Raw genomic sequence first — 12,771 nt, forward strand, 5'->3', positions numbered from 1 at the left:
CAGTAAAGTCCTCGTTTCAGCCATTGATTATTTCGTGTAAAATAATGCGCCTTATCATTGCCAATAACGAGTAACATAGCATGCAAACCAATATGCCCGATATAGCTGACACCGCTCCTGCATTACAAACAGGTAAATTAGACTGGGTTGGCATGGGTGAAATTGAACTGCCATTTATTTTTGAATCGCGTGATTTAAGCCCTGTTACTGTTAATGCCAAAGCCCGCGCATTTGTTAACTTGCACAAAGAAGACGCCAAAGGCATTCATATGTCGCGCTTATTTTTAGCGCTTGATTTACTCTCAACAGAGCAACAAGTAAATCCTCAAACAATTAGCCAAGCACTAAATACGTTTATATCTAGCCATGAAGGGTTGAGTAATAAGGCACAGATTGAGTTTAAATTTGAGCTACCACTTCGCCGTAAGTCTCTATTGAGTGGCAAAGCTGGCTGGAAAAGCTATCCAATCACACTTACAAGTACAATTGAAAACAATATTATTAGTTTCGAGCTAACCGTTGATGTTACCTACTCATCAACTTGCCCTTGCTCGGCGGCTCTTGCACGCCAGCTAATACAAAACGCATTTAGTGAAAAATTTAACCAAGACACGCTCAACCAAAAAGAGGTACTTGAGTGGCTTGGCACAACACAAGGCATTGTGGCAACCCCTCACTCGCAGCGCTCAATTGCTAACGTAAAAGTTAAACTCAATAGCAACATTAATGAGTTTGATGTAGTTAACTTAATAAATACCCTTGAAGGCGAGCTTAAAACGCCAGTGCAAGCGGCAGTAAAGCGTGAAGATGAACAAGAATTTGCCCGTTTAAATGGGCAAAATTTAATGTTCTGCGAAGATGCCGCGCGTAAAATTAAAGCAATATTAGAAACAGACGGTTACGCAGATTACTGGCTACAAATAAACCATTACGAATCGCTTCACGCCCACGACGCTGTGGCGGTTGCTGTTAAAGGTATTAATGGCGGGTATAAGGCATAAAACACCTGCGTTAACTTAAATCACCATTCGGTAAATCACATACAATATTTGGGCACGGTACTTGCTTTAACAAAACAGTGTCAATTTGTTGTTATGGAGTTACCGTATGGAATTCGCTTTATTGTCGATTTTAGTATTAGTGGTAGGTGCATCAATTGCCGCGTCAAAATTTAGTGACGACGGCGGTAATCCTTATCCTTTTAAACGTAAACAAAGTGTATTTACGCAAGTAGAAAGCGCCTTTTTAAACCTGTTAGAACGCGCTATTGGCGATCAATATAAAATAGTGAGTCGAGTTAAGCTTATTGATGTGATCGACTGTAAAGAAGGTTTATCACCTAAATCAAAACGTGCCGCTATTGCTAAAGCCAAAAATAAGCAGCTTGATTTTGTGTTAATCGACAAAGAAAAAATGACCATCGTAGCAGCTGTTGATTTAGTAAATAACGCAAATAAAGATGGCCACAAAGCCCAGCGCGACTGGTTTGTAAATGGCGCCTTAGAAGCTGCAGGCATACCACACATTCGCATGAAGGTAAAAGCAGGCTATCGTCCATCAGAAGTACGCGATGCCATTATGTTCAAACTGGGTAAACCAGCTCCAACAGCACAGCGCCCATTACGTAACCGAGTTCACAAACCTGCTGTTTTATCTCCCTCACAAGCTAAAGCCCATTCAACAGCATTAGCCGAAATATAATTATCAGGTTACTTAATTTGCATTAAAGCGAGCATTTTAAATGTCTCGCTTTTTTGTTTTTTATTGCTAACTTCACGTATAATCAAGCTATTCAAACTCAGGAATCAAACACTATGAATGTTGGTATTATTGGCGCAATGGAGCCAGAAGTTAAAATTTTGCGTGAAGCAATGCAAAACCCAGCTATTTTAACTAAAGCAGGTTTTACATTTTACACTGGTGAATTAGCTGGCTGCACAGTAACTCTTGTTCAATCAGGTATTGGTAAAGTAGCATCAAGCATTGCAACTACATTACTTATTGATAATTTTAAGCCTGATTGCGTAATTAACACCGGCTCTGCTGGCGGTTTTGATCCATCATTAAGTGTTGGCGATGTCGTTATATCGTCAGAAGTTCGTCACCACGATGTAGACGTAACTGCATTTGGTTACGAAATTGGCCAAGTACCACAAATGCCTGCAGGTTTTACTGCGCACCCTAAATTAGTTGAAGCAGCCGAGCAAACTATTGCGCAAATTAGCGAAGTTAAAACGTTAGTGGGCCTTATTTGTACTGGCGATACATTTATGTGTGACCCTGTTCGTATTGATAAAGCCCGCAGCGACTTTCCTTCAATGCTTGCTGTAGAAATGGAAGGTGCGTCTATTGCGCAAACCTGTCATACGCTTGAAACTCCTTTCGTTGTTATTCGTTCAATGTCTGATATTGCTGGCAAAGAATCGCCACAGTCGTTTGAAGAATACTTAGAAACAGCATCAATCAACTCATCTAAAATGGTTGTTGCTCTGCTTGAAAAGCTAACAGCTGTAACACTGTAAATGCTTAGCAATATTGTTCAAAACCATTTGGACTTTATTGTATTTATAATAGCGCTCCTTGCTGAGCGCTTTTTACCACTTGTTAGTTGGTACCACCCGAATACCGTTTTAGTGGCCGTATTTAGCGCCATGGGCAAACGTATTTATAATAAACAAAATACAAACAGCTACCACTATTTAGCAGCCATACTTGCAAGCGTGCTGGTGCTCAGTGTTATTTTACTAATTGTTACCTTGCTACTTGAATTTGCATTTTACCCAGAGCTACTTGCGGGCCTTATTTTATACCTTTGCCTTGAAAGCCAAAGCCTCAATAAAAAAGCCCTTCGTATTGCAAAGCTCACTAAACAAAACCAAAAGTCAGCCGCACGCGAGCTATTAAAACCACTGCTTGCTCGTGAAGTCAGCAAGCTTTCAACCACAGGCATTATTAAAGCCCTCATTGAAAGCTTAATACTTCGTACTGCTCGTTATTACTTTGTGGTTATATTTGTTTTTTTACTTTTAGGGCCAGTTGCAGCACTTGGTTACCGACTACTTACCTTGATGCAGCAAGCATGGCGTAGTGATATTTCACCAAACAGCGAATTTTTAAAACCGTTAAAGCTTATTTTATTTGTTATTGAGTATATTCCAGTGCGTTTACTTACACTCACAATTGCTGCAAGTAAGGCCACAAAACAAAGTGTTCACTACATAAAACACTACGGCCAACACTTTTATCAAACAAATACAGGCTGGTTACTCAGTGCATGCTCTGCATCACTTAGCGTGCAACTAGGTGGACCCGCTATGTACTTTAATAAGCGGCATAACAAAATGCGGGTTGGTACTGATAGGCTACCTAACGCTGACGATGTACCAGCCGTATTAAATCGGCTTAATCAGGCGCGCGCCTTTTGGGTACTCGTTATTGTGTGTATTGAAATCCTAAAAAGCATTTGAGCTTTACTTAGTAAAAATTGAGTATAAAAAAACCAGCCTAAGCTGGTTTTTTTATTACCCGCACACTTAAGCTACGGTAATGTTTGCAAACTTACGTTTACCTACTTGATAAATAGCGGTTGTGCCTTTTGCTATTTCTAGTTTGGTATCGGTGATTTTTTCTTCACCGTTCAGTTTAACTGCACCTTGTTTTATCATGCGCATCGCTTCTGATGTGCTTGCAACTAAATTAGCTTCTTTTAATAAGTTAGCAATTAAAATAGTGTCTTCTGCAATGGTTACTGTCAGCTCAGGAATTTCATCTGGCAGCGCTTTTTTCTGAAAGCGTTGAATAAAATCGTTGTGCGCAGCTTGTGCATCTTCTTCACTATGAAAACGTGCAATTAGCTCTTTAGCAAGTTCAATTTTGATATCGCGCGGGTTAGTCCCCTGCTCTACACGTTCTTTTTGTGCTGCTATTTGCTCAATCGAAAGACCACTTAGTAAATCGTAGTAGCGCCACATTAATACATCACTAATCGACATAACTTTACCAAACATGTCATTTGGTGCATCAGTAATACCGATATAGTTACCTAAAGATTTAGACATTTTTTGAACGCCGTCAGTACCTTCAAGTAATGGCATCATTAAAACAGTTTGTGGCTTTTGGCCCTCAACTTTTTGAAGCTCACGACCCATTAGTAAATTAAAGCGCTGATCGGTACCACCCAGTTCTACGTCAGATTCTAATGCAACCGAATCCCAACCTTGCACTAACGGGTATAAAAATTCATGTATTGCAATTGGCTGCCCGCCATTGTAACGCTTTTTAAAATCATCACGTTCAAGCATACGCGCAACTGTTTGGTTTGCAGCTAATTTAATCATGCCTGCAGCACCCAGCTTTTCCATCCACGTTGAATTAAAAGCAACGGTTGTTTTTGCCGGATCTAGAATTTTGAAAACTTGTTCTTTATACGTTTCAGCATTGGCAAGAACATCTTCGCGGGTAAGCGGTTTACGCGTCACATTTTTACCGGTTGGATCACCAATCATTCCTGTAAAATCACCAATTAAGAAAATAACTTCATGACCTAAGTCTTGAAAAGTTTTCATTTTATTAATTAGTACTGTGTGCCCTAAGTGTAAATCTGGCGCTGTTGGATCGAAACCCGCTTTGATTTTTAACTTTTTGCCCGACTTTAGTTTTTCAACTAACTCGTCTTCAATTAATATTTCTTCTGCACCGCGTTTTATCTCTGCAAGAGCGGTTTGTAAATCCACAGTCTATTACTCCAAAATTCTGCCAACAAAGAGGGCTACTAGTTGTTTTGTATAACCTTAGTTTAACAAGGGCTAAATCAAACTTATATGTGCAACTAACATAACAAATTTCTACCTAATTAAAACAACTTTTTAAGTGATTAATGCAACTAAATAAAATGCGCACAGTCTGAGATAAATTAAGCGCTAAAAAGGCATATAAAGCCCGATTTTAGCGTAATTCAGCGCGATTTAAAATCTACAAAGCACTGGTATTCACACAATATTAGGTATATCCTGCAATATTATGTATTTATTATCTTGACAGCAGAAAAAGGCACGTTATGGTTCACGTGGTTAATACCCTCCCCAAAAAACACAAATTGCTTATCTTATGTTTGGTTTCTGCTATTGCCGCTTTAACGTTTCTTCCATCTGAGAAAGCAACAGCGTCTAAAGACAACAATGCAAACGCATTAGAGATTGGCAAACGCTACGAGCTTCAAGTTAAAGTCGATGACAACGAAAAACTTACCGAGTTAAATTCAGAGCAAGCAGCAGAAAAGCTTCCAGAGTACGATTTAGTCGACCACAAAGTAAAAACGGGTGACAACTTAGCAATTATATTTAAACGCGCGGGCTTTTCAGCGCAAACGCTTCATAAACTAATCAACACAAACGCAGAAACCCGTAAGCTAACTAAAATTCACCCAGGCGAAGTACTGAGCTTTGCAACAGGTAAAGACGGCGCACTTGAACAATTGCGTTACGTTATTTCTAAAACAGATACGCTATATGTAACCTTAGACGACGAAGGTAACTACAATACAGCGATAGATAGTAAAGAAATAGAAACCCTGACCAAAACAGCTGGCGGCGAAATTTCTAGCAACTTTTGGACTTCTGCAATTGCAGCGGGTTTAAGCGAACGCCAAATTATGAACTTTGCTGACATTTTTGGCTGGGATGTGGATTTTGCTAACGACATTCGTAAAAACGATCAATTTGGCTTAATTTACGAGTCGCACTATGTTGAAGGCGAATTTATAGGTACTGGTAAAATTATAGCGGCTGAGTTCATTAACCAAGGACAGCGCTTTACAGCAATTAGACATACTGATGGAAACTTCTATACCCCAGAAGGCCGCAGTATGAAAAAAGCATTTTTACGTGCCCCCGTTAATTTTAAGTACATTAGCTCGAGTTTTAATCCACGTCGCTTACACCCCGTTACTGGACAAGTAAAAGCACACCGTGGTATTGATTACGCGGCACGAACTGGCACACCTGTTGTTGCATCGGGTAACGGTAAAGTCGTTAAGGCAGGTTACAGCAAGTACAACGGCAACTACGTATTTATTAGCCATGGCACACAGTATGTCACTAAGTATTTACACCTTAATAAAAAGCTTGTTAGAACAGGTCAAAAGGTTAAACAAGGTGATAAAATTGGTACTGTAGGTGCTACAGGTCGTGTAACTGGCGCGCATCTACATTATGAGTTTTTAGTTAACGGTGTTCACCGTAACCCTAAAACGGTTAAATTACCAAAATCAGAGCCTTTACCACGCTCTGAGCTTGCTAAGTTTAAACCTATTGCTGATAACTTTATTGCTCAGTTAGAGCGTAACCGCGAGTTACAACTGGCACTTAAGTAATCAGGCTATCACTGTATTAAAAAGCCCTTGCAGGTTTAACCTGCAAGGGCTTTTTTGTGCTTTTTGTTTATTAACAATAGTTAGCTCACTCAGGGTGCTCTATATTAAAGGCTTCTAATCTTAATTTTCCTGCAATAGCGATACACGCCTAATTCATTAACACATAAATAAGCTGAATAACTAAAGACCCCATCACTAATGGCCAAATATACTTGCTGTATTTTGTCGCTCCTTCTAGACCCATTTTGCTTTGATATTTTTCAAGTAATGGGATCAGTAATGCCAATGCTACAAATAAACAAACTAAAATAATAATTACATTCATTGAAAAGCCTTTTTATGGTACTTCGCAGCCTTTAGCGCTTTCGTATAAGGCATACCAATGCTCTCGGCTTAAATGAACATTTATAGCCTCACACGATGCCTTAATACGCTTAGCGTTAGTAGTGCCAATAATGGGTTGAATCGATGCTGGGTGGCGCAGTAGCCATGCAAGTACAATAGCCTCTGCAGAGGTACCATAAATTGCAGCAAGTTTATTTACTAAAATACTTGTGTTGATATCGGCTTGCGACGCATTTGATAAATCACCGCCGGTATACAAACCTTGGCACAAGCTCCCCCAACTTTGTATTTGAATGTCAAAGCTGCGGCAATATTCAATGTTACCAGGCGTAAAGTTAATGTCTTTACCGTCGCTATTACCAGCATGCAAGCCTTCATCTATAAATTGATGTTTTTGTAAGCTGGCCTCTATTTGGTTAGCTACAATAGGCATATCAAGAGCATGCTGCAAAAAGTTCATTTGGTGTTGCTGCATGTTTGATACGGCAAAATGTTTTACTTTGCCACTTTCTTTTAAACAGCTAAATACACGTGCAACTTCATCAACTTCCATCAAAGGATCTGGGCGATGTAACATGAGTACATCAAGGTATTGCGTATTTAATCGCTTAAGTGAGTTTTCTACAGACTGTTCAATCCAATCGACTGAAAAGTCATATCGCTTAGGCCCTTTGTCATCAGCAAACTTTATACCGCATTTAGACTGAATGTATATGTGCTCTCTAAGCTCTGGTCGCTCACTGAGTGCTTGACCAAATACCTGCTCTGCTTTGCCAAAAGTGTATATATCTGCGTGATCAAAAAAATTAATACCGCCTTCAATCGCGTTATCAATGCACTCGTGGGTTTGTTTAAGGTGTGTGCTGGTAATCGGGTCTTTATTCCAACCACCTCCCAACCCCATACATCCAAATACAAGTTTACTAACATTAGGTAAGTAGTGAGCTAATGGAGTGTGAAGCATAATGACTATCCTTAAAATTGCGAAGAGCCACCACTTTAAACAAAAACCTCAAAACAAGAAACCATTAACGAACAGAAGTTTCGGACAAAAAAAAGCGCAGTAAACTGCGCTCAATGGTTGGTTGAAATTAAATCTCAATTTAGCCAACAAGTGCCAACAAAATACCTGCGGCAACAGCACTGCCTAAAACGCCCGCCACATTAGGGCCCATTGCGTGCATAAGTAAAAAGTTATGTGGGTTATTTTCAAGCCCTACTTTATTAACTACACGCGCAGCCATAGGAACGGCTGACACACCAGCGGCACCAATTAACGGGTTGATAGGTGTTTTAGATATTTTATTTAAGCCTTTAGCCATAAACACACCTGATGCTGTACCAATACCAAAAGCAAGCGCACCCAGCACTAAAATACCAATAGTCTCTACTGTCAAAAAGTCATCTGCAGCGAGCTTAGAGCCAACCGCCAACCCTAAAAATATAGTGGTTATATTGATAATTTCGTTTTGCGCACTGTTACTTAAGCGGTCAACAACACCCGATTCACGCATTAAGTTACCCAAACAGAACATACCTACTAGCGGTATTGCCGCTGGTAAAAACATGGCTGTTGCAGTAAGTACCATAAGTGGAAAAATAATTTTTTCCTTTTTAGATACTTTACGTAGCTCAGGCATTTTAATTTGGCGCTCTTCTGGTGTTGTGAGTGCACGCATAATAGGAGGCTGAATAATTGGAACTAGCGCCATGTATGAATAAGCAGCTACCGCAATGGCACCTAATAAATCAGGCGCTAATTTTGAGGCTAAAAATATTGCCGTTGGGCCGTCAGCGCCACCAATAATAGCAATAGCCGATGCATCTTGAAGGGTAAACTCAAAACCCGGAATAAAGTTAAGTAGAATTGCGCCAAATAAGGTCGCAAAAATACCAAACTGAGCCGCAGCTCCCAGCAATAACATACGAGGGTTTGCTATTAACGCACTAAAGTCAGTTAGTGCACCAACCCCCATAAATATTAATAGTGGAAAAATACCGGTATCTATACCCACATAGTAAACTGAGTACAAAAGCCCACCAGGGTCTGATAGTCCAGCAACCGGAATATTAGTTAATATCGCGCCAAAGCCAATTGGTAATAAAAGCAGTGGCTCAAAGTTTTTAGATATCGCTAAAAACAATAACAAACAGCCTACTGCAATCATTATCAAACCAGGAAACGTAAAGTTAGCAAGGCCAGTAGCCTGCCAAAGGTTTAAAAGACCTTCCATTTACATTTACTCCTTAAGCCAACGCAATAATTGCGTCGCCCGTGGTCACTGAGTCACCCTCAGACACAAGCACTTCAGCAATGGTACCAGTATGCATTGCGCGAACTTCAGTCTCCATTTTCATGGCTTCCATAATCACAACAACATCACCTTCGTTTACAACTTGGCCGGCTTTTACTTTTATTTTAAAAATATTACCTGCTAAAGGTGCATTTAACGTTTCACCCGAAGCCACTGAAGCAGACTGAGGTAAGTGCTCAGAATCTTTTAACGTTACCTCTTTAAGCTCACCGCCTTGCGCTACGACAACGTCGTAAACCTTACCGTCTACCTTAACGCTATATTGCTCAGCCTTAACACTGTTACCTTTGGCTGACACCTTAGCTGGTGACTTACTTGAATTATCTTCTACGCTAGGGACTGGTTCAAACGCATCTGGGTTGTTACGGTTTTTGATAAACTTCAAACCAACCTGCGGGAACAGTGCATAAGTAAGTACGTCGTCAATTTTATCATCAGCGAGTGTTAAACCTTGTTCTTGCGCTTCTTTTAATAGCTCAGCTTCAAGCGTTTCAAGTTCAGGCGCAATATTGTCAGCTGGGCGACACGTAATAACGTCGCTACCATCAAGTACTCGCTCTTGTAGCTCTTTATTCATTGGAGCTGGAGTTAAACCGTACTCACCTTTTAATACACCTGCAGTTTCTTTTGTGATTGTTTTGTAACGCTCACCGGTTAATACGTTAAGTACTGCCTGCGTACCTACAATTTGCGACGTTGGCGTAACAAGTGGAATAAAGCCTAAATCTTCGCGTACACGCGGTATTTCAAGTAACACTTCGTTAAGCTTATCGGCTGCACCTTGCTCTTTAAGCTGGTTTTCCATGTTAGTTAACATGCCACCAGGTACTTGAGCCAATAAGATTCGTCCATCAACCCCTTTAAGGCTACCTTCGAATGCAGCGTATTTTTTACGTACATCTCTAAAGTAAGCAGCAATTTCTTCAAGTTGGTTTAAATCGAGTTCGGTATCGCGTGCGGTACCTTCAACAATCGCTACAATTGTTTCTGTTGCTGAGTGACCGTAAGTCATACTCATAGAAGAAATAGCGGTATCAAGCATATCAATACCGGCATCAATAGCTTTTTGATATGTAGCGGTGCTTAAACCTGTTGTAGCATGGCACTGCATAGCGATTGGAATAGACACCGTTTCTTTAAGCGCTTTTATAAGCTCTTCTGCATCGTACGGTTTTAATAAACCCGCCATATCTTTAATACAAATTGAATGACAGCCAAGCTCTTCTAGTTGCTTAGCTAAAGTTAACCACATATCAAGTGTATGAACAGGGCTTACCGTGTACGAAATAGTACCTTGAGCATGAGCACCTACTTTTACAGCCGCTTTAATCGCAGTTTCTAAGTTACGCACATCATTCATTGCATCAAAAATACGGAACACGTCAACGCCATTTTTATGTGCGCGCTCTACAAACTTTTCAACTACATCATCAGCATAATGGCGGTAACCTAATAAGTTTTGACCGCGTAATAGCATTTGCTGTTTAGTGTTTGGCATCGCTTTTTTTAGCGCACGAATACGTTCCCATGGATCTTCACCTAAATAGCGAATACACGAATCAAATGTTGCCCCGCCCCACGACTCAATTGACCAATAACCTGCATCATCTAGTTTGCTGGCAATCGGTAGCATGTCGTCTAAACGCATACGAGTGGCAAGTAATGACTGATGAGCGTCACGTAGAACCAATTCTGTTAATTTTAATTTAGCCATGTGTGAGCTCCTTATTTGTTATTTGATTTGTACTGAGCAATGGCAGCACTAATAGCAGCGATGTGCTCATTTGGCACACCTTGAGATTTAAATGATGGTGACTTAACTGGAGCCGCAACGTCAGCAGGGCTAAAACGCGCCACCAAGTTAGACATAATTGTAACTGCACCAATTAATATTGAAAGAAAGACAAACACCCCAACCATTCCTGTTAGCATTAAGCTACCAGCAGTTGCAAGTACAGCACCTATATCCATTCTTCTCCCCTTGAAACCCATATCGAAAAATAAAAAATCGATTTAGTTAAATATTTATTCACTAGATAATAACAAAACAAATACCTTTGTCTAGCCATTGTAAATTGGTAAAACCAATTAAAATAAAAATAACATATAACCAAATTTATTAACCACAGTAAAAACCCTTACTCATCAACACCCCATAATACACAGAAAAAATACTCACTATATCTATAAGCTATAGGTAAAGTTTAAACAAAGCCTATTTTTGCGTACTCTACTAAACCTACTGTGAGTCATAAAATGTAGAGAAAATAAAATTTGTTAATTGGTCTTACCAAACATAGCTTTCCGGTGGCGATATATTTTTGTGTGTGAATAAGTTACACAACCCAACGTAAAAGTTACCAATCAAGCAAACTCAAAAACACAGAGAAAACACGTAAGCAACTGATATTAAACAAAAATACATCATGGCACGCAACTAGCATTAACTATTGTGTACAAATTTGATAACCAAGGAGAAAACAATGTTACGCTGGACAATCACATTTTTAGTTATTGCTTTAATCGCTGCAGTGTTAGGTTTTGGTGGCATCGCGGGTGCCGCAGCTGGTATAGCAAAAATTATATTCTTTATTTTTATAGTACTTTTAGTTATTTCGTTAGTTTCAGGTGCGCTGCGTGGTAAATCGCCCAGGTAGGCATATACTCAACTAACACTACAATTTTATTTATTTACAAGGAATTACACTATGAACTCTACAACTTTAAAAGCAGCACTAATTGGTCTTTTCGCAAGTTTTTTCATCATGGGTTGCCAAGATAACAACGCAGAAGAAGCCGGTGAACGTATTGATGAAGTAGTAACAGATGTACAAAACTCTGTTGAAGATACGTGTGAAGAAGTAAAAGAAGGCGTAAACGCTGAAGAAACTAACTGTTAATAGTTAGTATATTAAAAAAACGGCCACCTGGCCGTTTTTTTGTGCCCGAAATAAATGCACGCATTATAAAGCTGCTCATTTATAAGCGAACTTGCTAAAATATATAAAACGATTTTTAAAGCAAGGCACTATGTCATTTTCAACTACCTACACACTTGATAAACCCTACTTTTATGAATGCTTTGACGAGTCACTTCCTTACAGTAAACGCGCGCAACCTAAGTATTTTTTACTGGTACTATTAGTTTCGCTTGGTTTATTTAGCATTTACGGTTTAGCTGATCATTATTTAGGAACATTTTTGATCATGGTTGCTGTACTCGAATGCGTTGCTTTTTATTATCGCAGGCCATGGTGGGTAACCAGACAAATGTTTAGCAGAGCATCAGGCTCTGAGGTTACACTCACTTTTGATGATGAAGGCATTAAATCGGCAAACCATTACAAAAGCTACCAGCTCGCTTGGCAAGACATCACTGAAGTAATCGAAACACCACAGGGCTTATTGATAAAAAATAAAAACAACATGCAATATATCTCTAAGCAAATACTCACAGATGAAATGCTCGACTTTATAAACAAAAAAGCCACTCAATGAGTGGCTTTTTGGCTTAGCTAAATAAATTATTTAGTTAAGTATACGTGTTGATTAAGCATTGCCCGGATTAGGGTTAGACTTTTCAGCTTGTATACGCATGTAAATCTCTTCACGATGCACTGAAACGTCTTTTGGTGCATTTACACCAATTCGAACTTGATTTCCTTTAACTCCTAAAACGGTCACTGTTACTTCGTCACCGATCATAAGGGTTTCACCTACTCTACGAGTTAGTATTAGCAT

15 protein-coding genes are annotated in these 12,771 nt (G+C 39.6%); 8 read left to right on the forward strand and 7 right to left on the reverse strand.

Annotated features, from left to right (window positions below; translation table 11 throughout):
- Positions 1–80 precede the first annotated feature (80 nt).
- From folE2 to RF53_RS15630, 4 genes are all read left to right on the forward strand, one after another.
- Positions 81–1,001 (forward strand): GTP cyclohydrolase FolE2, encoded by a 921-nt coding sequence (gene folE2, locus RF53_RS15615; RefSeq protein ID WP_039038231.1) that lies wholly within the window; start codon positions 81–83, stop codon positions 999–1,001.
- A gap of 106 nt (positions 1,002–1,107) precedes the next feature.
- A complete protein-coding gene (locus tag RF53_RS15620) occupies positions 1,108–1,701 on the forward strand; it encodes a DUF2726 domain-containing protein (protein ID WP_006794335.1) in 594 nt (197 codons plus the stop codon).
- Between the two features lie 113 nt (positions 1,702–1,814).
- Positions 1,815–2,522 carry a 5'-methylthioadenosine/S-adenosylhomocysteine nucleosidase gene (mtnN, locus tag RF53_RS15625; RefSeq protein WP_008130923.1) on the forward strand — a complete coding sequence of 236 codons (708 nt, stop codon included), beginning with the start codon at positions 1,815–1,817 and terminating at the stop codon, positions 2,520–2,522.
- Positions 2,523–3,467 (forward strand): cobalamin biosynthesis protein CobD/CbiB, encoded by a 945-nt coding sequence (locus tag RF53_RS15630; protein ID WP_039038232.1) that lies wholly within the window; start codon positions 2,523–2,525, stop codon positions 3,465–3,467. It begins immediately after the preceding gene.
- Between the two features lie 66 nt (positions 3,468–3,533).
- On the opposite strand, the gene tyrS is transcribed toward RF53_RS15630, so the two are convergent.
- Positions 3,534–4,733, reverse strand: coding sequence for a tyrosine--tRNA ligase (gene tyrS / locus RF53_RS15635; RefSeq protein WP_006794338.1), 1,200 nt, complete (start codon positions 4,731–4,733; stop codon positions 3,534–3,536).
- Between the two features lie 323 nt (positions 4,734–5,056).
- Here tyrS and RF53_RS15640 point away from each other — a divergent pair, with 323 nt between their 5' ends.
- Positions 5,057–6,370, forward strand: coding sequence for a peptidoglycan DD-metalloendopeptidase family protein (locus RF53_RS15640; RefSeq protein WP_010556536.1), 1,314 nt, complete (start codon positions 5,057–5,059; stop codon positions 6,368–6,370).
- A gap of 148 nt (positions 6,371–6,518) precedes the next feature.
- On the opposite strand, the gene RF53_RS19535 is transcribed toward RF53_RS15640, so the two are convergent.
- The 5 genes from RF53_RS19535 to RF53_RS15660 all read right to left on the reverse strand — a co-directional run bounded on the left by RF53_RS19535 (position 6,519) and on the right by RF53_RS15660 (position 11,001).
- Positions 6,519–6,695: a hypothetical protein gene (locus tag RF53_RS19535; protein WP_010556537.1), complete on the reverse strand. Its 177-nt coding sequence runs from the start codon at positions 6,693–6,695 to the stop codon at positions 6,519–6,521.
- 12 nt (positions 6,696–6,707) lie between these two features.
- The gene (locus RF53_RS15645; protein ID WP_039038233.1) at positions 6,708–7,679 is read right to left on the reverse strand and encodes an aldo/keto reductase; all 972 of its coding nucleotides are present in this window, start codon (positions 7,677–7,679) and stop codon (positions 6,708–6,710) included.
- Positions 7,680–7,818: 139 nt separating this feature from the next.
- Positions 7,819–8,949, reverse strand: a complete 1,131-nt coding sequence (locus RF53_RS15650) for a sodium ion-translocating decarboxylase subunit beta (RefSeq protein WP_010556538.1) — start codon at positions 8,947–8,949, stop codon at positions 7,819–7,821.
- 13 nt (positions 8,950–8,962) lie between these two features.
- Positions 8,963–10,744, reverse strand: coding sequence for a sodium-extruding oxaloacetate decarboxylase subunit alpha (gene oadA, locus RF53_RS15655; RefSeq protein ID WP_006794343.1), 1,782 nt, complete (start codon positions 10,742–10,744; stop codon positions 8,963–8,965).
- 11 nt (positions 10,745–10,755) lie between these two features.
- Positions 10,756–11,001, reverse strand: a complete 246-nt coding sequence (locus RF53_RS15660; RefSeq protein ID WP_006794344.1) for an OadG family protein — start codon at positions 10,999–11,001, stop codon at positions 10,756–10,758.
- Positions 11,002–11,513: 512 nt separating this feature from the next.
- Here RF53_RS15660 and RF53_RS19310 point away from each other — a divergent pair.
- From RF53_RS19310 to RF53_RS15675, 3 genes are all read left to right on the forward strand, one after another.
- Positions 11,514–11,687 (forward strand): DUF1328 family protein, encoded by a 174-nt coding sequence (locus tag RF53_RS19310; RefSeq protein ID WP_006794345.1) that lies wholly within the window; start codon positions 11,514–11,516, stop codon positions 11,685–11,687.
- A 51-nt stretch (positions 11,688–11,738) separates the two neighbouring features.
- Positions 11,739–11,930 (forward strand): hypothetical protein, encoded by a 192-nt coding sequence (locus RF53_RS15670; RefSeq protein WP_006794346.1) that lies wholly within the window; start codon positions 11,739–11,741, stop codon positions 11,928–11,930.
- Between the two features lie 130 nt (positions 11,931–12,060).
- Positions 12,061–12,528, forward strand: coding sequence for a YcxB family protein (locus RF53_RS15675; RefSeq protein ID WP_010556539.1), 468 nt, complete (start codon positions 12,061–12,063; stop codon positions 12,526–12,528).
- Between the two features lie 51 nt (positions 12,529–12,579).
- Here RF53_RS15675 and csrA read toward each other — a convergent pair whose 3' ends face one another.
- Complete coding sequence (gene csrA / locus RF53_RS15680; protein WP_004587515.1) at positions 12,580–12,771, reverse strand: carbon storage regulator CsrA; 192 nt, start codon at positions 12,769–12,771, stop codon at positions 12,580–12,582.

The organism is Pseudoalteromonas sp. ECSMB14103 (assembly GCF_000813065.1).
Taxonomy (GTDB): Bacteria; Pseudomonadota; Gammaproteobacteria; order Enterobacterales; family Alteromonadaceae; genus Pseudoalteromonas; species Pseudoalteromonas marina.

Bases quoted from the DNA above. Each gene is read 5' to 3' on its own strand.
- folE2 (WP_039038231.1), top strand. From the start codon at position 81: ATGCAAACCAATATGCCCGATATAGCTGACACCGCTCCTGCATTACAA.
- RF53_RS19535 (WP_010556537.1), bottom strand. From the start codon at position 6,695: ATGAATGTAATTATTATTTTAGTTTGTTTATTTGTAGCATTGGCATTA.
- RF53_RS15675 (WP_010556539.1), top strand. From the start codon at position 12,061: ATGTCATTTTCAACTACCTACACACTTGATAAACCCTACTTTTATGAA.
- csrA (WP_004587515.1), bottom strand. From the start codon at position 12,771: ATGCTAATACTAACTCGTAGAGTAGGTGAAACCCTTATGATCGGTGAC.
- RF53_RS15640 (WP_010556536.1), top strand. From the start codon at position 5,057: ATGGTTCACGTGGTTAATACCCTCCCCAAAAAACACAAATTGCTTATC.
- RF53_RS15660 (WP_006794344.1), bottom strand. From the start codon at position 11,001: ATGGATATAGGTGCTGTACTTGCAACTGCTGGTAGCTTAATGCTAACA.
- RF53_RS15630 (WP_039038232.1), top strand. From the start codon at position 2,523: ATGCTTAGCAATATTGTTCAAAACCATTTGGACTTTATTGTATTTATA.
- RF53_RS15650 (WP_010556538.1), bottom strand. From the start codon at position 8,949: ATGGAAGGTCTTTTAAACCTTTGGCAGGCTACTGGCCTTGCTAACTTT.
- RF53_RS15670 (WP_006794346.1), top strand. From the start codon at position 11,739: ATGAACTCTACAACTTTAAAAGCAGCACTAATTGGTCTTTTCGCAAGT.
- RF53_RS15620 (WP_006794335.1), top strand. From the start codon at position 1,108: ATGGAATTCGCTTTATTGTCGATTTTAGTATTAGTGGTAGGTGCATCA.
- oadA (WP_006794343.1), bottom strand. From the start codon at position 10,744: ATGGCTAAATTAAAATTAACAGAATTGGTTCTACGTGACGCTCATCAG.
- mtnN (WP_008130923.1), top strand. From the start codon at position 1,815: ATGAATGTTGGTATTATTGGCGCAATGGAGCCAGAAGTTAAAATTTTG.
- RF53_RS19310 (WP_006794345.1), top strand. From the start codon at position 11,514: ATGTTACGCTGGACAATCACATTTTTAGTTATTGCTTTAATCGCTGCA.
- RF53_RS15645 (WP_039038233.1), bottom strand. From the start codon at position 7,679: ATGCTTCACACTCCATTAGCTCACTACTTACCTAATGTTAGTAAACTT.